Origin of the sequence: Streptomyces sp. NPDC060184 (genome assembly GCF_042728795.1) — a bacterium.
Lineage (GTDB): Bacteria > Actinomycetota > Actinomycetes > Streptomycetales > Streptomycetaceae > Streptomyces.
On the sequence record NZ_JBHWYX010000074.1, the window covers coordinates 1 to 23,416 of the forward strand.

Annotated in this window: 17 protein-coding genes; 13 read left to right on the forward strand and 4 right to left on the reverse strand. The window is 69.0% G+C overall.

Translation table 11 applies throughout. The features are described from left to right. The first annotated feature begins 83 nt into the window (after positions 1 to 83). The 4 genes from ACFWEE_RS31310 (at position 84) to acnA (ending at position 5,923) form a co-directional block, all read left to right on the forward strand. Positions 84 to 455 carry a nucleotide pyrophosphohydrolase gene (locus ACFWEE_RS31310; protein WP_386894391.1) on the forward strand — a complete coding sequence of 124 codons (372 nt, stop codon included), beginning with the start codon at positions 84 to 86 and terminating at the stop codon, positions 453 to 455. A gap of 418 nt (positions 456 to 873) precedes the next feature. Then, a complete protein-coding gene (locus ACFWEE_RS31315; RefSeq protein WP_386894421.1) occupies positions 874 to 1,833 on the forward strand; it encodes a threonine/serine dehydratase in 960 nt (319 codons plus the stop codon). Between the two features lie 147 nt (positions 1,834 to 1,980). Next, the gene (locus ACFWEE_RS31320; RefSeq protein WP_386894423.1) at positions 1,981 to 2,871 is read left to right on the forward strand and encodes an aminoglycoside phosphotransferase family protein; all 891 of its coding nucleotides are present in this window, start codon (positions 1,981 to 1,983) and stop codon (positions 2,869 to 2,871) included. 337 nt (positions 2,872 to 3,208) lie between these two features. Beyond that, positions 3,209 to 5,923 carry an aconitate hydratase AcnA gene (acnA, locus tag ACFWEE_RS31325; RefSeq protein WP_386894393.1) on the forward strand — a complete coding sequence of 905 codons (2,715 nt, stop codon included), beginning with the start codon at positions 3,209 to 3,211 and terminating at the stop codon, positions 5,921 to 5,923. Positions 5,924 to 6,166: 243 nt separating this feature from the next. On the opposite strand, the gene ACFWEE_RS31330 is transcribed toward acnA, so the two are convergent. The 4 genes from ACFWEE_RS31330 to ACFWEE_RS31345 are packed head-to-tail and all read right to left on the reverse strand — an operon-like array spanning position 6,167 to position 10,658. Next, on the reverse strand, positions 6,167 to 7,546 hold the full coding sequence (locus ACFWEE_RS31330) for a GH1 family beta-glucosidase (protein WP_386894395.1): 1,380 nt from the start codon (positions 7,544 to 7,546) through the stop codon (positions 6,167 to 6,169). 9 nt (positions 7,547 to 7,555) lie between these two features. Beyond that, a complete protein-coding gene (locus tag ACFWEE_RS31335) occupies positions 7,556 to 8,419 on the reverse strand; it encodes a carbohydrate ABC transporter permease (protein WP_386894397.1) in 864 nt (287 codons plus the stop codon). Between the two features lie 5 nt (positions 8,420 to 8,424). Then, the gene (locus ACFWEE_RS31340; protein WP_386894399.1) at positions 8,425 to 9,384 is read right to left on the reverse strand and encodes a carbohydrate ABC transporter permease; all 960 of its coding nucleotides are present in this window, start codon (positions 9,382 to 9,384) and stop codon (positions 8,425 to 8,427) included. An 11-nt stretch (positions 9,385 to 9,395) separates the two neighbouring features. Next, positions 9,396 to 10,658, reverse strand: a complete 1,263-nt coding sequence (locus tag ACFWEE_RS31345) for an extracellular solute-binding protein (protein WP_386894401.1) — start codon at positions 10,656 to 10,658, stop codon at positions 9,396 to 9,398. A gap of 461 nt (positions 10,659 to 11,119) precedes the next feature. Between ACFWEE_RS31345 and yicI the strand changes: the two genes are divergently transcribed. From yicI to ACFWEE_RS31390, 9 genes are all read left to right on the forward strand, one after another. Continuing rightward, positions 11,120 to 13,375, forward strand: a complete 2,256-nt coding sequence (gene yicI / locus ACFWEE_RS31350) for an alpha-xylosidase (RefSeq protein ID WP_386894403.1) — start codon at positions 11,120 to 11,122, stop codon at positions 13,373 to 13,375. A 209-nt stretch (positions 13,376 to 13,584) separates the two neighbouring features. Beyond that, positions 13,585 to 14,220, forward strand: a complete 636-nt coding sequence (locus tag ACFWEE_RS31355; RefSeq protein ID WP_386894405.1) for a histidine phosphatase family protein — start codon at positions 13,585 to 13,587, stop codon at positions 14,218 to 14,220. An 819-nt stretch (positions 14,221 to 15,039) separates the two neighbouring features. Next, positions 15,040 to 16,485 carry an N-acetylglucosamine/diacetylchitobiose ABC transporter substrate-binding protein gene (gene ngcE, locus ACFWEE_RS31360; protein WP_386894407.1) on the forward strand — a complete coding sequence of 482 codons (1,446 nt, stop codon included), beginning with the start codon at positions 15,040 to 15,042 and terminating at the stop codon, positions 16,483 to 16,485. Positions 16,486 to 16,534: 49 nt separating this feature from the next. Beyond that, entirely contained in the window at positions 16,535 to 17,455 is a 921-nt protein-coding gene (locus tag ACFWEE_RS31365) for a carbohydrate ABC transporter permease (protein WP_386894409.1), read from the forward strand. Beyond that, a complete protein-coding gene (locus ACFWEE_RS31370; protein WP_386894411.1) occupies positions 17,455 to 18,384 on the forward strand; it encodes a carbohydrate ABC transporter permease in 930 nt (309 codons plus the stop codon). The genes ACFWEE_RS31365 and ACFWEE_RS31370 overlap by 1 nt, the downstream gene beginning before the upstream one ends. A 214-nt stretch (positions 18,385 to 18,598) precedes the next feature. Then, complete coding sequence (locus ACFWEE_RS31375) at positions 18,599 to 19,798, forward strand: ROK family protein (protein ID WP_386894413.1); 1,200 nt, start codon at positions 18,599 to 18,601, stop codon at positions 19,796 to 19,798. Between the two features lie 121 nt (positions 19,799 to 19,919). Further along, positions 19,920 to 21,038: a sugar ABC transporter substrate-binding protein gene (locus ACFWEE_RS31380; RefSeq protein ID WP_386894415.1), complete on the forward strand. Its 1,119-nt coding sequence runs from the start codon at positions 19,920 to 19,922 to the stop codon at positions 21,036 to 21,038. 258 nt (positions 21,039 to 21,296) lie between these two features. Further along, the gene (locus ACFWEE_RS31385; RefSeq protein ID WP_386894417.1) at positions 21,297 to 22,085 is read left to right on the forward strand and encodes an ATP-binding cassette domain-containing protein; all 789 of its coding nucleotides are present in this window, start codon (positions 21,297 to 21,299) and stop codon (positions 22,083 to 22,085) included. After that, the gene (locus tag ACFWEE_RS31390; RefSeq protein ID WP_386894419.1) at positions 22,082 to 23,374 is read left to right on the forward strand and encodes a sugar ABC transporter permease; all 1,293 of its coding nucleotides are present in this window, start codon (positions 22,082 to 22,084) and stop codon (positions 23,372 to 23,374) included. Before ACFWEE_RS31385 ends, ACFWEE_RS31390 begins: the two co-directional genes overlap by 4 nt. Positions 23,375 to 23,416: the final 42 nt, after the last annotated feature.

The following is a 23,416-nucleotide window of genomic DNA, read 5'->3' on the forward strand; positions in this document are numbered from 1 at the left end:
GGGGCCGGGGGGGGGGCCCGGGGGGCGGCGGCGGACCGCCGACAGAGCCGGATAGAGCCCGTACACGCGGGTAGAGCCCGTACGTGGACCAAGAACCTGACGGCCTCAAGGCCCTCACCGAACGCGCGATGCGGATCCACGCGCTGTACGACCGCCTCAATCTCGCGGCCCGCGGGCGCACCTGGAACCGGGAGGAGTTCGCGCTCGGGTTCGTCGGCGACGTGGGGGACCTCGCCAAGCTCGTGATGGCGGAGGAGGGCGCCCGCCCGCACCCCGCCGCCACGCCCGGCGGTCTCGCGCACGAGCTCGCGGACTGCCTGTGGTCCGTGCTGGTGCTGGCCCGCCTGTACGACGTCGACCTCGGGCGCGCGTTCGCCCGGACGATGTCCGAGCTGGAAGCCGCCATCGGGGCCGACCTGGAACGGGCCACCACGCGGCCCGGGGAGCACACGTGACGGCCAGGGAGCCGGAAGAGCCCTTCGACCTGGCCGCGTACGAGCCGCGCGCCCGGAGCGGTCCGTGCCTCGTGTGCGCGGCCGTGGCCCGGCGGCCGGGGTACCCGCACGAGGTGGTGTACGAGGACGCGCTCCACATCGCGTTCCTGGACCGCCGGCCCGACCCTCCCGGCGAAGGTGCTCGTGGCGCCCAGAGCGCAGGGGAGCATGTGGTCGCCGGGGAGGCGATCGGGAGGCGGTCGCCGAGGCGGTCCGTAACGGTGCGCCGCGCTGAGCCGTTGGGGTGACGCCGAAGACCGGTGCGGGCCCTCCTGCCGGACGGACCGGCACCGAACCCGCCCGAACAGGGGCGGCGTAGGATGCGGAACCCGGTTTTCACCCGGGCCCGGATCATGACCAGGTGAGGGAGGCGAACGTGCTGATCACTGTCACGGACGTGGAGGCTGCGGCCGAACGGATCGCCGGGCATGTCGTACGGACCCCGACGGTGCCGAGCCCTGGACTCTCCGCGCTCCTGGGCGCGCAGGTCACCGTGAAACTGGAACTCCTGCAGCGCACCGGGTCCTTCAAGGCGCGCGGTGCCACGGCGAAGCTGCTCACGCTCGACGAGGCCCGACGGTCCGCCGGGGTCGTGGCGGTGAGCGGGGGCAACCACGGCATCGCGGTCGCGGTCATGGCCGGCGCGCTGGGTATCGGGGCGACCGTGGTCATGCCGCGGTCCGCCCCCGGTCGTGCCGTGGACATCGCCGAGGCCTCCGGGGCGAGCGTCGTCCTCGCGGAGACCATGCACGACGCGTTCGCCCTCGTGGACGAGTTCCGGACCAAGGGGCTCACCCTGGTCCACCCCTTCGACGACCCCGTCGTCATCGCCGCGCAGGGCACGGTCGGCCTGGAGTTCGCCGAGGACGCCGGGGAGCTCACGGACGTACTCGTCAGCATCGGCGGCGGGGGACTCATCTCCGGGATCGCCGCCGCGCTGCGCGCGCGCCGCCCCGGTGTACGGATCTGGGGTGTGGAGACCGAAGGCGCGCCGGCCATGTCGGCGGCCCTGGCCTCCGGCGGGCCGGTGCCGGTCGAGTTGTCTTCGATCGTCTCGACCCTGAGTGCCCCCAGCGCCTCGCAGCTCACCTACGAGCACGTCTCGGCACTGGTCACCGAGGTGCTCACGGTGACCGACGCCGAGGCCGTGCGGGGCGTTCTCGACCTGGCCGACCACGCGAAGGTCTGGGCCGAACCCGCCGCCGGATGTCTGCTGCCCGCGGCACGCCAGGTGCTGGAGCGCGTCGGCGGGGACGCCAGGCTCGGCCTGGTGGTCTGCGGAGGCAACGCGACGGCCACCGACATGACCGCCTGGGCCGAGCGCTTCGGTCTTCGCTGACCGTCCGGTGGGGGCGGCGGTCGCCCCGGTCGGTCCGGTCTGTCTCCGGCGTCGCGAGACGGAGAGGGCATCGCGAGACGGAGAGGGCATCGTGAGACGGACCAGGCGTCGTGAAACGGATCGTGGGAAGGGCCCGCGCGCGTGACCATGCACGATGACCAGGCGGACGTGACCGCACACGTCGCCGCGACCCTGATCCGGGACCAGTTCCCTCAGTGGCGCGGCAAGGCGATCCGGCCGGTGGCGTCGACCGGGACGGTCCATGCCGTCTTCCGCGTCGGGGACGACCTCTCCGCGCGTTTCCCGCTGCGTCCGGCCGATGCCGCGGAGGCGCTGGCGGTGCTGGAACGGGAGGCCCGGGCGAGCGCGGAGCTGGCGCGGGCGTCCCCGTTCCCCGTTCCGGAACCCGTGGCCCTGGGAAGGCCCGGCCCGGGTTACCCCATGCCGTGGTCGGTCCAGACGTGGCTGCCGGGAACGGTCGCCTTCGACGCCGACCCGAGTGGGTCGGACGCCTTCGCCGAGGACCTCGCGGCCTTCGTCGCGGCCCTGCGGGGCGTCGGGACGAGGGGGCGGCGTTTCGGCGGCGAGAACCGTGGCGGCGTTCTCGCCCACCACGACGACTGGATGGCGAAGTGCTTCGCGGAGAGCGAAGGGCTGCTCGACGTGGACCGGCTGCGCCGGCTGTGGAGCCGCTTCCGGGAGCTGCCCCGCACGGGTGCGGACGTGATGAGTCATGGCGACCTGATTCCCGGCAACGTACTGGTCCTGGGAGGCCGGCTCGGCGGGGTACTCGACACGGGGGGCTTCGGCCCGGCCGACCCCGCGCTGGATCTGGTCGGTGCCTGGCACCTGTTGGGGCCGGGCCCGCGGGACGTGCTCCGGCGGAGACTGGCCTGCGACGAGCTGGAGTGGGAGCGCGGGAAGGCGTGGGCGTTCGAACAGGCGATGGGGCTCGTCTGGTACTACGCCGAGAGCAATCCGACGATGAGCGCGATGGGGCGCCGGACCCTCGACCGCCTTCTGGGGTCGGCGGAGTAATGCCGTCCCGCGCGCGGGCGGTGGTGGAGGCGCGCCCCGCCCTGCCGCCTCGTCGCACGCGCGCGGAGGGCGCAACCACCGGATCCGGCACCGTGCGCGCCGATCGGGTGCCTCCGTGAACACGGGCGCCCGGGCATGACCGTTCGACGGCGATGTACTAGAGTTATCTCGACATCGAGATATCTGCCGAGGCGCACCGCAGCCGCCGTTCGGTAAGGGTTACCTAACTAATCCTTACCTTAGCGGATCGGCGAGAGGTCGTAGGCGGCACCACACGGCGCCCGCCGTGAGTGAGGCGCGGCGCGGTAGTACGCGCACATTGATGAAGGAGACTGTCGTGTCGGCGAACAGCTTCGACGCCCGCAGCACGCTGCGCGTGGGCGACGAGTCGTACGAGATCTTCCGGCTGGACAAGGTGGAGGGCTCCGCCCGCCTCCCGTACAGCCTGAAGGTGCTGCTGGAGAACCTCCTCCGCACCGAGGACGGCGCGAACATCACCGCCGACCACATCCGGGCGCTGGGCGGCTGGGACTCCCAGGCCCAGCCGAGCCAGGAGATCCAGTTCACGCCGGCCCGCGTGATCATGCAGGACTTCACCGGCGTTCCCTGCGTCGTGGACCTCGCCACCATGCGTGAGGCCGTGAAGGAGCTCGGCGGCGACCCGGCGAAGATCAACCCGCTGGCCCCGGCCGAGCTGGTCATCGACCACTCCGTCATCGCCGACAAGTTCGGTACCAACGACGCGTTCTCCCAGAACGTCGAGCTGGAGTACGGCCGCAACAAGGAGCGCTACCAGTTCCTGCGCTGGGGCCAGACCGCCTTCGACGAGTTCAAGGTCGTCCCCCCGGGCACCGGCATCGTGCACCAGGTCAACATCGAGCACCTGGCCCGTACGGTCATGGTCCGCGGCGGCCAGGCGTACCCCGACACCCTCGTCGGCACCGACTCGCACACCACGATGGTCAACGGCCTCGGCGTGCTGGGCTGGGGCGTCGGCGGCATCGAGGCCGAGGCCGCGATGCTCGGCCAGCCGGTCTCCATGCTCATCCCGCGCGTCGTCGGCTTCAAGCTGACCGGCGAGCTGCCGGCCGGCACCACCGCCACCGACCTCGTGCTCACGATCACCGAGATGCTGCGCAAGCACGGCGTCGTCGGCAAGTTCGTCGAGTTCTACGGTGAGGGCGTCGCCGCCACCTCGCTGGCCAACCGCGCCACCATCGGCAACATGTCGCCGGAGTTCGGTTCCACCGCCGCGATCTTCCCGATCGACGACGAGACCCTGAACTACCTGCGCCTGACCGGCCGCGACGCCCAGCAGGTCGCGCTCGTCGAGGCGTACGCCAAGGAGCAGGGCCTCTGGCTGGACCCGGCCGCCGAGCCGGACTTCTCCGAGAAGCTGGAGCTCGACCTCTCCACGGTCGTCCCCTCCATCGCCGGCCCGAAGCGCCCGCAGGACCGCATCGTCCTCGCCGACGCCAAGGCGCAGTTCGCCCAGGACGTGCGCAACTACGTCTCCGACGACGAGGAGTCGGGCAAGGAGTCCTTCCCGGCCTCCGACGCCCCGGCCGCGCACAACGGCGTCCCGTCCTGCCCGACCACGGTCACGGCCCCCGACGGCACCACGTACGAGATCGACCACGGCGCCGTCACCGTCGCCGCGATCACCTCCTGCACCAACACCTCGAACCCCTACGTCATGGTCGCCGCGGCGCTCGTGGCCAAGAAGGCGGTCGAGAAGGGCCTGACCCGCAAGCCGTGGGTCAAGACCACCCTCGCCCCGGGCTCGAAGGTCGTCACCGACTACTTCGACAAGGCGGGTCTCACCCCCTACCTCGACAAGGTCGGCTTCAACCTCGTCGGCTACGGCTGCACCACCTGCATCGGCAACTCCGGCCCGCTGCCGGAAGAGGTCTCCAAGGCCGTCAACGAGAACGACCTGGCCGTCACCTCGGTGCTCTCCGGCAACCGCAACTTCGAGGGCCGGATCAACCCCGACGTCAAGATGAACTACCTGGCGTCCCCGCCGCTGGTCGTCGCGTACGCCATCGCCGGTTCGATGAAGGTCGACATCACCAAGGACGCCCTCGGCGTCGACCAGGAAGGCAAGCCCGTCTTCCTGGCCGACATCTGGCCGTCCGAGGCCGAGGTGAACGACGTCGTCGCCAACTCCATCGGCGAGGACATGTTCAACAAGTCCTACCAGGACGTCTTCGCGGGCGACGCCCAGTGGCAGGCGCTGCCGATCCCGACCGGCAACACCTTCGAGTGGGACTCCGAGTCCACCTACGTCCGGAAGCCCCCGTACTTCGAGGGCATGACGATGGAGACGACCCCGGTCGTCGACATCACCGGCGCCCGGGTGCTCGCCAAGCTCGGCGACTCGGTCACCACCGACCACATCTCCCCGGCCGGTGCGATCAAGGCCGACACCCCGGCCGGCAAGTACCTCACGGAGCACGGCATCGAGCGTCGTGACTTCAACTCCTACGGCTCGCGCCGTGGCAACCACGAGGTCATGATCCGCGGCACGTTCGCCAACATCCGCCTGCGCAACCAGATCGCGCCGGGCACCGAGGGCGGCTTCACCCGCGACTTCACGCAGGCCGACGGCCCCGTGTCGTTCATCTACGACGCCTCCCAGAACTACCAGGCCGCCGGCACCCCGCTGGTCATCCTGGCGGGCAAGGAGTACGGCTCCGGTTCGTCCCGCGACTGGGCCGCCAAGGGCACCGCGCTGCTGGGCGTCAAGGCCGTCATCGCCGAGTCGTACGAGCGCATCCACCGCTCGAACCTCATCGGCATGGGCGTCCTGCCGCTCCAGTTCCCGGAGGGCCAGACCGCCGCTTCCCTCGGCCTCACCGGCGAGGAGACCTTCTCCTTCACCGGCGTGACCGTGCTGAACGACGGCACCACCCCGCGCACGGTCAAGGTCACCACCGACACCGGTGTGGAGTTCGACGGCGTCGTCCGCATCGACACGCCCGGCGAGGCGGACTACTACCGCAACGGCGGCATCCTGCAGTACGTGCTCCGCAGCCTGATCCGCAAGTAGGCCCGGACGGCGCGCCACCGCGCCGTGAAGAGCCGACGAAGGGGCCGCACCACCCCGGACGGGAGTCCGGCGGGGGTGCGGCCCCTTCCGCGTGCAAGCACCACGTGCGGGGACCACGTGCACGGACCACGTGCGGGGACCGGGCGCCGGGAGACGGAAACGGGGCCGTACGGCATGCGTCGAACATGCCGTACGGCCCCGCACCCGATGGCTCCGGGGGTCAGGACCCGGAGCCGAGCCCGGCTACTTCCGGTGGGCCTTGATCAGCTCCTGGTACCAGCGGTAGCTGTCCTTCGGGGTGCGCTCCTGGGTGTCGTAGTCGACCCGGATGATCCCGAACCGCTTCGCGTACCCGAGGGCCCACTCGAAGTTGTCCAGCAGCGACCAGACGTAGTAGCCCTGGACCTCCACCCCTGCGTCCATGGCCGCCTTGAGGGCCGTCAGGTGGTCGCGCAGGTACTCGACGCGGTCCGTGTCGTGCACGGCGCCGTCCGCGTCGACGGTGTCGTACTCGGCCGAGCCGTTCTCCGTGATGTGGATGGGCGGCAGGGCGTCGCCGTAGGTCTTCTTCAGATCCGTCAGCAGATCGGTGAAGGTCTCCGGGACGACCGGCCAGCCCATCGCGGTGCGGCGGACGTCCGGGTACTCCGTCTCGCGGAGCCGGTTGTCGGTCGCCACCCGCAGCGCCGGGTCGGCCTCGCGGTACGGGGCGTCGGCGACGACGATCGGGCGGTAGTAGTTGATGCCCAGGAAGTCGAGCGGCTGGGAGATCAGCTCCAGGTCGCCGTCGAGACGGAAGTCCTGGCGGGTGATCAGCTCGCCCCAGGTCTCCTCGTCACTGGCCGGGTAGCGGCCCGCGAGGATCGGCTCGGTCCACACCAGGTTGTGCTGGGTGTCCGCGCGGAGCACCGCACCGCGGTCCGCGTCGGTGTCGGCCGCCGGGAGGTTGCGGTCCAGGTTGAGGGTGATGCCCGCCTCGCGGACGCCCGCGGCGCGCAGCGCCTTCATGGCCAGGCCGTGGCCGACCAGCAGGTGGTGGGCGGCGGCCAGCGCGCCGGTGCCCTCCTGGGCGCCCGGGGCGTGCCGGCCCACCGAGTAGCCGAGGAAGGCGCTGCACCAGGGCTCGTTGAGGGTGATCCAGCGCGGCACCCGGTCCGCCAGGTGCTCGGCCACGATCGAGGTGAACTCGCCGAAGCGCTCCGCCGTCTCACGGACCCGCCAGCCGCCCTTGTCCTCCAGGGCCTGCGGGAGGTCCCAGTGGTAGAGGGTGGCCGCCGGCTCGATGCCCGCTTCGAGCAGGTTGTCGACCAGACGCGAATAGAAGTCCAGGCCCTTGGCGTTGACCGGACCGCTGCCGGTCGGCTGGACGCGGGGCCAGGCTATGGAGAAACGGTACGAGTCCACGCCCAGGTCGCGCAGGAGCGCCACGTCCTCGGGGTAGCGGTGGTAGTGGTCGCAGGCCACGTCACCCGTGTCGCCGCCGTCCGTACGTCCCGGCGTGTGGCTGTAGGTGTCCCAGATCGAGGGGCCGCGGCCGTCCTCGGCCACCGCGCCTTCGATCTGGTACGACGCGGTGGCCGCACCGAACACGAAACCCGGAGGGAAGACAGGGAACTCACTCATGAAAAGCCCTTACTTGACCGAGCCGCCGGTGATCCCGGCGGCGATGTACTTCTGGGACAGGACGAGCAGCACGGCCGCCGGGATCGCCGACAGCACCGCAGCGGACATGACCGAGCCCCAGTCTCCGACGTGCGCACCGATGTACTGGTAGATGCCGAGGGTGATCGGCTTCACGTCGTCCGTGGTGTTCAGTGTGAGGGCAAACATGAAATCGCTCCAGGCATACAGGAACGAGAACAGCCCCGCCGTGATCAGGGAGTTGCGGCTCATCGGCAGGACAACCTGGACAAAGGTGCGGAACTTGCCCGCGCCGTCGACCTCGGCGGCCTCGATGACCTCGCGCGGGATCGCCACCATGAACGAGCGCATCAGCACGATCGCGAACGGGATGCCCAGCGAGGCGTCCGCCAGCATCAGACCGGCGTACGAGTTGACCAGCCCCAGGTCCACGTAGGCGCTGTACAGGGCGTTGGCGATGACGATGCCGGGGACCATCTGCGTGATCAGGGTGCCGAACACGACGGTCTTCGTCCCGCGCAGCTTGAACTGGGCGAGCCCGTAGGCGGCCGGCGCGGAGAACGCCAGGCAGATGACCACGGCGCCGAGCGCGACGCCGAGCGAGGTCAGCAGGTGCCCGCCCTGCTCCTTGAACGCGTCGCTGAAGCCCGAGAGGTCCAGGCTGTGCGGGACGGGGGAGACCTCCAGCAGGCCGGACTCCGGCTGGAGGGCCGTGTTGACCATCCAGTAGAGCGGGAAGAGCATCACGCAGAGGATGACGATCCCGATGATCGTCGCTCCCCAGCGGCGCTTCGGCCGGTTCTCGGCCGGGCTGCCCGGAGTGCGGGCCGAAACGGCGGGAGTGGTGGTCGCCATGCCGTTCACTTCCCCTCGTTGCGGTTGGCCCGCAGGTAGAACACCGCGAAGACGGCGGAGATCAGGATCAGGATGTTGCCGACCACCGCGCCCGCGCCGAAGTCCAGCTGGGTGAAGGAGTTCTGGTACGTCAGCGTGCCCAGGGTCTGGGTGGAGTCGGCGGGACCGCCGTCGGTCAGTGCGAGGACCAGGTCCAGGATCTTGACCGTCGACATGAAGCCCAGCACCAGCACCACGGTGATGACCGGCTTCAGCAGCGGCAGGGTGATGGAGCGGAACTGGCGCCAGGCGGAGGCGCCGTCGAGCGAGGCCGCCTCGTACATCTCCTTCGGGACCTCCTGGAGGCCGCCGTAGAGGATCACCATGTTGAACGGGATGCCGATCCAGATGTTCACCATGACGACGGAGATCAGCGCCATGCCGGTGCTGCTCAGCCAGGGGGTGTCACCGGCACCGAACAGGCCGAGGAAGGAGTTGAGCACGCCGGTGTCCTGGTCGAGGATGCGGCGCCAGACGACACCGGACACGACCATCGGGACCAGCCAGGGCAGCAGGATCAGCGACCGCAGCACCCCGTTGAGGGGGAAGCGGCGGTTGAAGAACACCGCGAGGGCGAGGCCGACGCAGAACTGCCCGATCAGCGAGCCGACCGTGAAGAGGACGGTCTGCCACAGGGCCTTGCCGAACAGGTCGTCCTGGAAGACGTTCTTCCAGTTGTCGAGCCCGTTGAAGGGCGCCTTGCCCGTGAAGAAGGTGGACGGCGTGTAGTGCTGGAAGCTCATCACGACGTTGCGGACGAGCGGGTAGCCGAAGAACAGCAGCATGAAGATCACGGCGGGGGCGATGAACCCCCACTGGGCCAGCGTGCGGCGGCGCTTGACCGAGCCCGGCTTCGGGCTCTTGGCCGCGGGGACCACCACGGGGGCGGACGCGGCGGCGGGTGCGGAAGCAGCGGTGGACGACATGTTCGGATACCTCAGTTCCCGCTCTCGACACGCTGCTGGGCGTGGTGGAGGGCCGACTCACTGGACTGGCCGGTGAGGGCCGACTGGAAGGCGCTCTGCAGGGCCAGGGACACGGAGGTCCAGCCGGAGCCGAGCTGCGCGGTGCGCGAGCGGGCGGTGGCCACCTGGTCGGCGAGCGAGCTGAGCGACGGCACCTTCTTCCGCCACACGGCGGCGGCCTTCTCGTTGGCCGGGATCATCCAGCTGTTCAGTGCGTAGGTGACCTCCTCCTGCTCGCTGGTCATGCAGTTGACGATCTTCGCGGAGGTCTTCTCCCGCGCGGTGTCGCCGACGTCCGGGATGGTCAGCATCCCGCCGCCCAGCGGACCGACCGAGTCGTCGCCGGCCTTCGGCACGGGGATCTGCGCGATGCCCCAGTGCAGGTCCTTCTTCGTGTTCAGCGTCTCGACCTGCCAGGGACCGTTGATCATCATGGCCGCGTTGCCCGCCATGAACTGGTCGTTGACGTCGGCCTGGGTCCAGTTGACGGTGGACTTGGAGAGCGAGCCGTCCTTGATGAGGGACTTCCAGTAGTCCAGCGCCTGGACCACCTGGGGCGAGTCGAGGTCGGTCTCGTCGCCACCGTTGGACCACATGAACGGCGTGAACTGGTAGACCCCGTCCTCCGCGCCGCCCGCGCTGAGCGCGATGCCGTAGCTCCCCTTCCCGGTGAGCTTCTTCGCGGTGGCCTGCATCTCGGCCCAGGTGGTGGGCACCGGCAGCCCGGCCTTGTCGAGGACGTCCTTGTTGTAGAAGAGCGCGAGGGTGTTCACCGTGCGCGCCGCTCCGTAGTAGGTGCCCTTGTACGAGCCGTAGTCGAGGATGCCCTGCGGGATGTCCGCGGTGGAGACACCGAGCTTCTTCAGGTCGAGCAGCCCGCCGGTCTCGGCGAACGTCGGCATCTCGGAACCGTCGAACTGGATGATGTCGGGCAGCGACTTCGACGAGGCCATCCGCAGCGACTTCGTCATGACCTGCGCGGCCGGTACGGACTGCTGCTCGATGGTGACACCCAGCTGCTTGCTGCAGCGCTTCAGGGTCGCGGCGTCCCAGCCGTGGTACGAGTCGTCCGTCGAGGAGTTCAGGACGGTGAACACGCTCGCGTCCCGCTGCTGGCCGCAGCCGGTGAGTGCCGCGGCGCCGACGAGCGCGGAGACAAGGGTGAGCGGGACGAGAACCCGCCGGTCGAGACGACGGCGCCGCTGGCGCGATCCGTCCGTTATGTGTGCTGTCACGAGGTTGCCCTTGCGTGGAGAGTGGGCCGGGCTCGGGGAGACAACGGTGTCTCCGAGAGGGAGGGCGTGCTCCGGGTACGGGTCCGGCTGGTTCCGTACCCGGCGGGGGCGGCCCGCGCGGCCACGCGCGGGGTCACCCCGGCCATGGGGTCACGGGTCAGGGGAACCTGTCCGCGCAAGCGGGAGTGAAACGGTCCGACATGCCTGCCTCGTGGTCGACGGGGCGGACGGCTCCTCGGCCGTCCGCCCAATTTGTTCAGTGCAAGTACTAATACATCCTTAACGGGTGTCGCACCAGACCTCTTCTGTGACACATCGGTCACTCCGGGGCAACCTCACCAACCCGTGCCGGTCCACATCGTCCCGAGTGTCGATATTCACGGCCGATCCACAGCAATCGCGACGTATTTGTTTTGTGTACGATCAAATGAGACCCCCTGCAGAACGGCTAAGGACCCCCCATGAAGTTCACCGATGGCTTCTGGCAGATGCGGGACGGTGTGGTCGCCTCGTACGCCACCGAACTCCGCGATCTGCGCCTGGACACCGACCGGCTCACCGCCTACGCGGCCGTCAAACGCGTCACGCGCCGGGGCGACACCCTCAACGCGCCCCTCATCACGGTCGAGGCGCACTCGCCCGCCGAGGGCGTCATCGGTGTGCGCGTCACCCACCACGCCGGAAAGCGCAACCCAGGACCGGAGTTCGGCCTGCCCGGCGCCACCGGGGAGGCGACCGCCACCACCCGCCGCGAGAACGGCGCCGCCGAGCTCACCAGCGGCCCGCTCACCCTGCGCCTCTCCGAATCGGGCGCCTTCGGCCTGGACTTCCTGGACGGCGAGGGGCGCCTGCTGACGAGCGCGGGAGCCAAGGGCACCGCCTTCGCCACCGTGCCGGACGGCGGCCACCACATGTTCGCCCAGCTCGCCCTGGGCGTCGGGGAGACCGTCCACGGGCTCGGCGAGCGCTTCACCCCGTACGTGAAGAACGGCCAGGTCGTCGACATCTGGCAGGCGGACGGCGGCACCAGCAGCGAACAGGCCTACAAGAACATCCCGTTCTACCTCTCCTCGCGCGGGTACGGCGTCTTCGTCAACCACCCCGGCAAGGTCTCCTTCGAGGTCGGCTCCGAGGCCGTGGGGCAGGTGCAGTTCAGCGTCGAGGACCAGACGCTGGAGTACTTCGTCATCGCCGGACCGACGCCCAAGGACGTCCTCGCCCGCTACACCGCCCTCACCGGCCGCCCCGCCCTGCCTCCGGCCTGGTCCTTCGGCCTCTGGCTGACGACCTCGTTCACCACCTCGTACGACGAGAAGACCGTCACCTCGTTCGTGGAGGGCATGGCGGACCGGGGCATCCCGCTCTCCGTCTTCCACTTCGACTGCTTCTGGATGCGCGAGTACCAGTGGTCGGACTTCGAGTGGGACCCGGAGGTGTTCCCGGACCCGGTGGGCATGCTCACCCGCCTCAAGGCGCGGGGCCTGCGGATCTGCCTCTGGATCAACCCGTACATCGCGCAGAAGAGCGCCCTGTACGCGGAAGGGGCCGAGAAGGGCTACTTCGTCCGCACCACCGACGGCGACGTCTGGCAGTGGGACAAGTGGCAGGCCGGCATGGCGCTGGTCGACTTCACCAACCCCGAGGCGACCGCCTGGTTCCAGAGCAAGCTCAGGGTGCTGCTCGACCAGGGCGTCGACGGCTTCAAGACGGACTTCGGCGAGCGCATCCCCACGGACGTCGTCTGGCACGACGGCTCCGACCCCGAGCGGATGCACAACTACTACACGCACCTCTACAACAAGGCCGTCTTCGAACTCCTGGAGAAGGAGCGCGGCCAGGGCGAGGCCGTCCTCTTCGCCCGCTCGGCGACCGCCGGCGGCCAGCAGTTCCCCGTCCACTGGGGCGGCGACTGCTGGTCCTCCTTCGGCGCGATGGCCGAGTCGCTGCGCGGCGGACTCTCGCTGAGCCTGTCCGGCTTCGGGTTCTGGAGCCACGACATCGGCGGCTTCGAAGGCACCCCCGACCCGGCCGTCTTCAAGCGCTGGCTCGCCTTCGGCCTCCTCTCCTCGCACAGCCGGCTGCACGGCTCCTCGTCCTACCGCGTGCCGTGGGAGTTCGGCGACGAGGCGGTGGACGTGGCCCGGCAGTTCACCGAGCTGAAGCACCGGCTGATGCCGTACCTGTACGGAGCCGCCGTGGAGGCCCACCGCACCGGCGTCCCGGTGATGCGCCCGATGCTGCTGGAGTTCCCGCAGGACCCGGCGGCGCGGACGGTGGACCGGCAGTACCTGCTCGGCGGGGACGTGCTGGTGGCCCCGGTCTTCACCGAGGACGGGCAGGTCGAGTACTACGTCCCCGAGGGGACCTGGACCCACCTGCTCACCGGCGAGACCGTCACCGGACCGGCCTGGCGCCAGGAGGTGCACGGCTTCGACAGCCTCCCGCTGCTGGTCAGGCCCGGCGCGGTGCTGCCGCTCGGCGCGGACGTCTCGCGTCCGGACGGCGACTGGCTGGACGGGCTCGAACTGCGCGTGTACGCCCCCGCGGGCACCGGTGACTTCACCCGCACGGTCACCGTCCCCGGCCTCACCGGAGCCCCCGCGGCGACCTTCCAGGTGGTCCGCGAGGGCGACACGGTCCGTGTGACCTCGGACACGGCCCGCCCGTACACCGTCGAGCTCGTCGGCGAGGACGCCCTGCGGGTCGTCCGCGACTGATTCGTATACGACCCGTGCACGGCCACCGGCCCCGGTGACGGATGAGCGCTCGCGGCTCGCGCGTCACCGGGGCCGGTGGGCCCGGTACGGGGGCACGTGTGGGAGGGGGCGCGGGCGGGCGCGTCGCGGGGCGGCGGTCCGCGCGGAATGCGATCGTGGTCCGGCGGGTTTGCATGATCGCAGCGACACGCACGAAGAACGGACGCACCATGGGCGAGTTGATCCTGATCCGGCACGGCGAGACCGAATGGTCCCGCAACGGCCGGCACACCAGTTACACCGATCTGCCGCTCACGGAGTTCGGCGAGACCCAGGCCCGCGCGCTCGTCCCGCTCCTCGCGGACCGGCACATCGGACTCAGCCTCGTCAGCCCCTCGGTCCGCGCCCGCCGCACCGCCGAACTGGCCGGACTCACCTCGCCCCGCATCATTCCTGAGCTGCGCGAATGGGACTACGGCGGCTACGAGGGCATCACCACCGTCGACATCCACCGCACCCGCCCCCTCTGGAACCTCTGGACCGACGGGGTCGAGGCCGGCCCCACCGCGCACCCCGGTGAGAGCCCGGCCCAGATCGGCGAGCGGGCCGACAAGGTGCTCGCCGGGGTACGCGCGACGGCCGAGGGCCTCGCGAGCGACGAGGACATCGTGCTCGTCGCCCACTCCCACTTCCTGCGCGTGCTCACCGCCCGCTATCTGGACCTGCCCCCGGCCGGCGGCAACCTCTTCCAGCTGGCCACCGGGGCGATCTCCCGGCTGGGCACCGAGCACGGGCAGCCCGTGATCACCGCCTGGAACCTGGCCCTGCCCGAGAGCCTCGTCCGCGAGGTCCGCCGGGAGCGCTGAGCCCGCCCGCGCACCGCGGGCCCCGCGCGGCGACGGAAGGTCGCGCATCGCGCACCTCGGGTGACGCCCCGACCCGTACGGCCGGCACCGGTTGGACCCGGTGCCGGCCGTTCCGCTTTTTCCGGGCCGTTCCGCGCCCGCCCGCAGGGTCCTGCCGCCTTCGTTTCTTGCACGTTCGGGAATTGAACACAGACGCACCGGTGATGCGCGTGTACGACATGAACTCGACCGATTCGCCCGAATCGAATTCCTCGCGCTCCGGCGGATATCACGCGATTTTCCGGCCCGAATCGGTGTTTGACGCCACTTGTTGTGATCCGGGCCGCGGAGTGATTGCGCCGGAATCGGGCACTCCGGACGCCTCGCGCGGACCCCTGCGGCGGGCGGGTGGTCCCGTGTTTCACAGCGGTTACGGGAGAGGCGCCGGGCGAATCGTCGAATTACCGGAAATGCTGCCGTCGGGCCCGGGGCGCACGGTGCCGACGTATCGGCGAGGTCTCAACTCGGGAAAGACTCCCGGGCAAACCTGCATTCGATCTTGCTCCGCCGCCCGCAAGTGGACTATACCTGTCGGCGTCTGCACAGCCGTTTCACACGGTTGCGCACTCGGAGGAGTGCGGGGGAGCGGTACGAGGCACGTCCTGAGCTGCTTCGCTGTACGTTCTTCCGACACGCCAGGCCGAGCCAGGCAATCCGGTACGTCTCTCTGCATGACCCAAGCGCAACCGACCGCGCGGTGGCGGGACCCTTCGCCTGAGGCGAGATCTCGACGGGTGACCGGTACACCGCCTGAGTCCTGATGAAGGTGAGGACTTGAGCATGGGATCGACCTCCGCCCACAACAATGAGGGTCTCGGCCGTCGCGATCTGATCAAGCGGTCCGCCGCTCTCGGCGTGATCACCGTTCCCACGATGAGCTTCCTGGCGTCCTGCGCCAGCGGCGACAGCGGCTCCGACGAGAAGGTCGAGAAGGGCACCAAGTCGGCGGAGAACCCGCTGGCCGTCAACGAGAGCGCACCGCTCGAACTGGTCATCTTCGACGGCGGGTTCGGCACCAAGTACGCCGAGGACGCCAAGGCCGTCTACGAGAAGACGTACCCCAAGGCCAAGGTCACCTTCTCGAAGACGCAGAAGATCCAGTCGGTCCTCCAGCCGCGCTTCAACGGCGGCACCCCGCCGGACCTGATCGACAACTCCGGTGCCCAGCAGATGGACATGGGCGTCCTGGTCGGCAAGAAGCAGCTCGCGGACCTGACCCCGCTGCTCGACTCCCCGTCCATCGACGACCCGAGCAAGACGGTGCGCGACACCCTGCGTCCGGGAATCGTCGAGATGGGCCAGTTCGACGGCGACCCGGTCTGGATCATGTACTACGCCTACACGGTGTACGGCGTCTGGTACTCGCAGACCGCCCTGGACAAGCTCGACGCGACGTACCCGGAGAACTGGGACGACATGCTCGCGCTCTGCGCCAAGGCGAAGAAGAAGGGCATCGCCGGCTGGACCTACGCCGGCAAGTACCCGTACTACCTGCCGTTCTCGCTGTACCCCTTCATCGCCAAGATCGGCGGTTCGGAGGTGCTCGACGCGATCGACAACCTGGAGCCGAAGGCCTGGGAACACCCCGCCGTCAAGGCCGCGTTCGAGGCGTACTACGAGCTCTACAAGAAGGGCTACATCCTGGAGGGCACCCCGGGTCTCGACCACCGGGGCTCGCAGGGCGCGTGGGCCAACGGCAAGGCGCTCTTCATCCCCAACGGTTCCTGGGTGGAGAACGAGGAAGCCGCCATCATCCCCAAGGACTTCAAGCTGTCGGTGGGCGCTCCCTCCAGCCTCGACGCCTCGGACAAGATGCCGTTCGGCACCATCTGGGCGTCCGGCGGTGAGCCCTTCATCGTCCCGGCGAACGCGAAGAACGCCGAAGGCGGCATGGAGCAGCTGCGCATCATGCTCAGCGAGGCCTCCTCGAAGTCCTTCACCACCAGCACCAAGTCGCTCTCCGCCTACAACGGCGGCACCGACGGCATCGAGCTGTCGGACGGCCTCAAGTCCGGTGTCGCCGCGCTGGAGAAGGCCGGGACCAACGTCGTCAACCCGCGCCTGCAGGACTGGTACGTGAAGCTCCAGAAGGAGCAGATCGGCGTCTCCGGTCTCGGCGAGATGATGGCCGGCCGCGCGACCCCCGCCGAGGCGATCAAGAAGATCCAGGGCTACGCGGACGCGGCGGCCAAGGACCAGTCCATCAAGCACTTCAAGCACCAGTGATCCACGCGTCACCAGCGGCGGCACGGCAGGAAGGTCGGAGTCGGTAACGATGCAGCACGGTAAATACCGGTTCATAGTCGGGTTCTTGATCGCCCCGATGGCGTTGTACGTCATCTTCGTCGTCTGGCCCTTCATCCAGTCCATCTACTACTCGTTCACGGACTGGACGGGGTTGAGCCCCGACTTCGAGATGGTCGGCTTCGACAACTACACCAAGATGTTCAAGGACGACGTCTTCTGGAAATCGCTGGAGCACAGTGTGCTGCTGGCGATCCTGCTGCCGCTGGTGACGCTGGGGCTCGCCCTCTTCTTCGCCTTCATGCTCAATGTGGGTGGCCGGCGCCGAAAGGGCGCGCTCATCTCGGGCGTACGCGGATCGGCTTTCTACAAGATCGCCTACTTCTTCCCGCAGGTCCTCTCCATCGCGATCGTGGCGATCCTCTTCCAGTTCGCCTTCGACCCCGCCCAGGGCATGATCAACGGCTCGCTGAGAGCGTTCGGAATCGATCACCCGCCGAACTGGCTCGGCGATCCGAAACTCGCGCTCTGGTGCATCATGGCGGTCCTCGTGTGGTGCACGACCGGCTTCTTCGTGGTGCTCTTCTCGGCGGGCATGGCGTCCATCCCGAAGGACTTCTACGAGGCGGCGCTGCTGGACGGGGCGAGCAGGTTCACCACGTTCTTCCGGATCACGCTCCCGCTGCTCTGGGACACCGTGCAGTCCGGCTGGGTCTACATGGGCATCCTCGCCCTGGGCGCCGAGGGCTTCGCCGTGGTGAACATCATGAGCGTCGGGCCCGGCGGACCGGACTACTCGACCACCGTCCTGCCGCTGTACGTCTACCAGGCGGCGTTCCGCGACGGACAGGCCGGATACGCGACCACGATCGGCGTCGCCCTGCTCCTCGTGACCCTGGCGTTCGCCGCCGTCGTCATGAAGCTGGGCCGGCGCGAGCGGCTGGAGTACTGATGAAGACCACCGACACCCCGCCCGTCCTCCGCGAGGGGGCCGAGGTTCCCGGTCAGCGGAGCGCCAGGGCCGGTTCCGCGGGCACGTCCCGGGCGAAGCGCGGCGAGGGACACACCCTCAACGTGTTCTCGCACGGCGTGCTCGTCATCTGGGCGATCCTGGTGATCCTGCCGCTGTTCTGGGCCGTGATGTCCGCCTTCAAGTCGGACAAGGCCATCTTCAACTCCCCGTGGGCGCTGCCCGACTCCCTGAGCTTCGACGCCTGGGGGCGGGCCTGGAACCAGGCGCACATGAGCGAGTACTTCCTCAACACCGTCCTGGTGGTCGGGGGATCGCTCGTCGGCACGCTGGTGCTGGGTTCGATGGCCGCGTACGTACTGGCCCGGTTCGAGTTCCCCGGCAACCGGTTCATTTACTTCTTGTTCGTCGGCGGCATGAGCTTCCCGGTCATGCTGGCCCTGGTCCCGCTGTTCTACGTCATGGACAACATGGGGCTGCTGAACACGATCCACGGTCTGATCCTCGTGTACATCGCGTACTCGCTGCCGTTCACCGTGTTCTTCCTGACCTCGTTCTTCCGCACCCTGCCGACCTCGGTCGCGGAGGCGGCGCTGATCGACGGCGCCTCCCACACCCGGACCTTCTTCCAGGTGATGCTTCCGATGGCGAAGCCGGGGCTGATCAGCGTCGGGATCTTCAACTTCCTCGGGCAGTGGAACCAGTACATGCTGCCCACCGTGCTGAACACCGACCCGGACAGGCGGGTGCTCGCGCAGGGCCTGGTGGAGCTCTCCACCAGCCAGGGGTACAAGGGGGACTACTCCGGGCTCTTCGCCGGACTCGTCATCGCCATGCTCCCCGTCCTCGCCGCGTACATCGTCTTCCAGCGTCAGGTGGTGGCCGGCCTGACCGCGGGAGCGCTCAAGTAGCACCTCCGCTTCATCCCGGCTTCACCACGGAACCGCCCAGCCGCCTCCGGCCGTTGGGCGGTTTCGTCCGTGTTCCCCCGAATTCCACCCGCCTCATGTGGGGAGGTGCCGCGCTCATACGGGCTCCGCACGCTCAAGGTCTTGACGGGGCACACCCTGGAACGGTCAGCTATTGGTTCACATGTTGGAGAAAACGGCAGGAGTGAGTGAGTCGATGGAGACTCCGGGGTCGCAGACATCTCTGCATCGGGCCAATCTCGAACGGGTCGTACGTGCCGTGCGCATGGCGGGGTCGCTCACCCAGGCGGAAATCGCCAGGAGCACCGGCCTTTCCGCGGCCACCGTCTCCAACATCGTGCGCGAGCTGAAGGACGGCGGCACCGTCGAGGTGACCCCCACCTCGGCGGGGGGCCGCAGGGCCAGGAGCGTCTCGCTCAGCGGCGACGCGGGCGTCGTGATCGGGGTGGACTTCGGCCATACGCACCTGCGGGTGGCCATCGGCAACCTGGCCCACCAGGTCCTCGCCGAGGAGTCCGAACCCATGGACGTGGACGCCTCCTCCGCGGAGGGGTTCGGCCGGGCGGAAGCGCTGGTCAACCGGCTGGTCAGGACCACCGGTATCGGGCAGGACAAGATCATCGGCGTGGGGCTCGGAGTGCCCGGCCCGATCGACGTCGAGTCGGGCACCCTCGGCTCCACGTCGATCCTGCCGGGATGGACGGGCATCAATCCCAGCGCGGAACTCGCCGCCCGCCTCGGTGTGCCCGTCTACGTCGACAACGACGCCAATCTCGGGGCCCTGGGGGAGCTGGTCTGGGGGAGCGGGCGGGGGGTCCGGGACCTCGCGTACATCAAGGTCGCCAGCGGGGTGGGGGCCGGTCTGGTGATCAACGGGGCGATCTACCGGGGTCCCGGGGGGACCGCCGGCGAGATCGGCCACATCACCCTCGACGAGGCCGGTCCGGTCTGCCGCTGCGGCAACCGCGGGTGCCTGGAGACCTTCACCGCCGCCCGGTACGTCCTGCCGCTCCTGCGGCCCAGCCACGGACCGGACTTGACCATGGACCGGGTCGTCCAACTGGCCCGCGAGGGCGACCCGGGGTGCCGCCGGGTGATCGCCGACGTCGGCCGGCACATCGGCAGCGGCGTGGCGAACCTGTGCAACCTGCTCAACCCCAGCCGGGTCGTCCTCGGCGGATCGCTCGCGGAGGCAGGGGAGTTGGTCCTGGGGCCCATCCGCGACTCCGTCGCGCGCTACTCCATCCCGAGCGCCGCGCGACAGCTCTCGGTGCTCCCCGGGGCGCTCGGCGGCCGGGCCGAGGTGCTCGGCGCGCTGGCCCTCGTGCTGAGCGAGATGGGCGATTCGACCCTGTTGGAGGCCACACTCTCGCCGGGCACCCCTGCCTTCACTTAGATAACGAATGGCACCGTTGTCATCTCGTTAAGTATTAACTCCTTGACGCCGCCTCTGCGGCCGAGTTGACTTCCGTCCACCTCGGCCGCAACGTCGCGGCCTCGTCAGGGAGGTTCGAGTTATGAACACGCGTATGCGTCGTGCCGCTGTCGCCGTTGCCGCCACCGCCATGGCGGTCTCGCTTGCCGCTTGTGGGAGCGCCAAGGAGTCCGGTGGCAAGTCGGACGACACGTCGGCCGCCAAGAAGGGCGACGACCTCAAGATAGGTCTGCTCCTTCCGGAGAACGCCACCGCCCGTTACGAGCAGTTCGACAAGCCGATCATCGAGAAGAAGATCAGCGAGCTCACCGGCGGCAAGGCCAAGGTCGTCTACAGCAACGCCAAGCAGGACGCCACGCTGCAGGCGCAGCAGGTCGAGACCATGATCACCAACAAGGTCGACGCCCTGATCATCGACGCGGTGGACTCCAAGTCGATCGCCAACAGCGTGCAGAAGGCCAAGGACGCGGGCATCCCCGTCGTCGCCTTCGACCGCCTCGCAGAGGGCCCCATCGACGCCTACACCTCCTTCGACAACGAAGAGGTCGGCCGGGTCCAGGGCAAGGCTCTTCTGGAGGCGCTGGGGGACAACGCCTCCAAGGGTCAGATCGTGATGATGAACGGCGCCATCACCGACCCGAACGCCGCACTCTTCAAGAAGGGCGCCAAGTCCGTCCTGGACGGCAAGGTGACCGTCGGCAAGGAGTACGACACCAAGGAGTGGAAGCCGGAGAACGCCAACGCCAACATGGAGGCGGCGATCACGGCTCTCGGCAAGGACAAGATCGTCGGCGTCTACTCCGCCAACGACGGCATGGCCGGCGGTATCATCACCGCCCTCAAGGCCTCCGGCCTGAAGACCCTCCCGCCGGTCACCGGTCAGGACGCCGAGCTCGCGGGTGTCCAGCGCATCGTCGCCGGTGAGCAGTTCATGAGCGTCTACAAGCCGTACGCCCCCGAGGGTGAGGCCGCCGCCACCATGGCCGTCTCGCTGGCCAAGGGCGAGAAGATCGCCGCGTCGGTCGCCACCTCGACCGTGGACAGCCCCACCACCAAGGGTGTCCCGACCTACCTCGTCCCGGTCGTCTCGCTGACCAAGGACAACATCAAGGACACGGTCATCGAGGACGGCGTCTACACCGTCGCCCAGATCTGCACCGGCCAGTACAAGGCCGCCTGCGACACGCTCGGCCTGAAGTAGTCCCACCCGCCGGACCCCGCCACCGCCTCCGCGCGGTCGGCGGGGTCCCGGCAGGGACCGGCCCCCGCCCGGCGGAGCAGCCGGCCCCGGGCCCGCCGCGCAGCGGGCCGCCCCCAGAAGCCTGTCCGGTGCCCCGCCCCACATTCAGCCCCGCTAACGGGCGGGGCGCCGGACGGAAACGCTTCTCGCTTTCTCTTCTGCTCAACCACCGCGCCTCCCCCCAGGCGCGGCATCCCCGCCGGTCAGGCGGCGAAGGAGATGGTTCACGTGTCCGCTACGCCCGTGTTGGCGTTGCGAGGAGTCTCGAAGCGGTTCGGTGCCGTGCAGGTACTCACCGAAGTCGACCTCGAGGTTCACGCCGGAGAGGTTGTCGCCCTGGTCGGCGACAACGGAGCCGGTAAATCAACGCTCGTCAAGACCATTGCCGGTGTCCACCCCATCGATGACGGCGTCATCGAGTGGGAGGGCAAGCCGGTCCACATCAACCGCCCCCAGGACTCCCAGGGTCTGGGCATCGCGACGGTCTACCAGGACCTCGCCCTGTGCGACAACCTCGATGTCGTGGGCAACCTGTACCTCGGCCGGGAGCTCCGCCGCTTCGGCGTCCTCGACGAGGTCGAGATGGAGCGCCGCTCCCGCGAGCTGCTCTCCACGCTCTCCATCCGCATCCCCAGCGTCCGCATCCCGATCGCCTCGCTCTCCGGCGGTCAGCGCCAGACGGTGGCCATCGCGCGTTCGATGCTGGGTGAGCCGAAGCTGGTCATCCTCGACGAGCCGACGGCCGCCCTCGGCGTCGAGCAGACCGCCCAGGTCCTCGACCTGGTCGAGCGGCTGCGCGAGCGCGGTCTCGCGGTCATCCTCATCAGCCACAACATGGCCGACGTCAAGGCGGTGGCCGACAAGGTCGCCGTGCTGCGTCTCGGCCACAACAACGGCGTCTTCGACGTGAAGACCACCTCGCACGAAGAGATCATCTCTGCCATCACGGGCGCCACGGACAACGCCGTGACCCGTCGTGCGGCGCGCACCGCGGAGGTTTCGAAGTGACCACGGACAAGACCTCCACCGCCACGGCGGAATCGCCGGTCGTCAACCAGGAGGCCGCCGACGGTGCCGCCACCGCGGTCGACCCCCGGCTGCTCGTCCGCGAGCAGGGCCTGAGCGGCTACTTCAGCGAGTTCAAGCGCAAGATCAGCGCGGGTGACCTGGGCTCGCTCCCGGTCGTCATCGGGCTGGTGATCATCTGCATCGTCTTCCAGAGCATGAACTCCGAGTTCCTCTCCGCGAAGAACATCACCGACATCTCCGTCACGATGGTCGCGACCGGCATGATGGCGGTCGGCATCATCTTCGTGCTGCTGCTCGGTGAGATCGACCTCTCGGTCGGCTCGGTCAGTGGTGTCTCGGGCGCCCTCGTCGCGGTGCTCACCATCACGCACGGCATGAACGAATGGCTCGCCATTCTCATAGCCATCCTCAGCGGTGCGGTGATCGGCGCGATCCACGGCTTCTTCTTCGCCAAGATCGGCGCCCCGGCCTTCGCCGTCACCCTGGCCGGCCTGCTGTTCTGGCTCGGCTTCATGCTCAACCTGCTCGGCGACACGGGCACCATCAACCTGGACAGCAAGGGCGTCGTCGGTCAGATGACGACGTACTACTTCACCGACGTCGCCGCGGCCTACGGCCTCGCCATCGTCGGCGTCGCGGCCTTCTTCCTGTCGGCCTTCTTCGACAGCCGCCGGCGTGCGGCGGCCGGGGTCCCGTCCCGCCCGCTCTCCGACATCATCCTGCGCACGGTCGTCCTGGCGGTCTTCGCCTTCGCCGCCGCGTTCATGTTCAACCAGGACCGCGGTCTGCCCCTGGCCTTCGTGCTCTTCATCGTCGCGCTGGTCATCACGGACTTCGTCCTGCGCCGCACGGCGTACGGCCGGAAGATCTTCGCCCTCGGTGGCAGCGTCGAGGCCTCCCGCCGCGCCGGTATCAACGTCACCGCGATCCGCGTCTCGGTGTTCGCCATCGCCGGTACGTTCGGCGCCATCGGCGGCCTGTTCTGGGCCTCGAAGATCGCGTCCGCCAACCAGAGCGCCGGCACCGGCGACCTGCTGATGAACGTCATCGCGGCGGCCGTCATCGGTGGCACCAGCCTCTTCGGTGGCCGGGGCCGCACCTGGAACGCTCTCCTCGGCGTGATGGTGATCGTCTCCATCCAGTACGGTCTGAACCTCGAAGGCATCGCCACCCCGGTCCAGTACATGATCACGGGTGCCGTCCTCCTGGCGACGGTCTGCATCGACTCCGTCACCCGGAAGACCCAGAAGACGGCGGGCCGCGCCTGAACCACGGCTCCGCGCGGGTGCCCGGCGTCCCCCAGGGGGCGC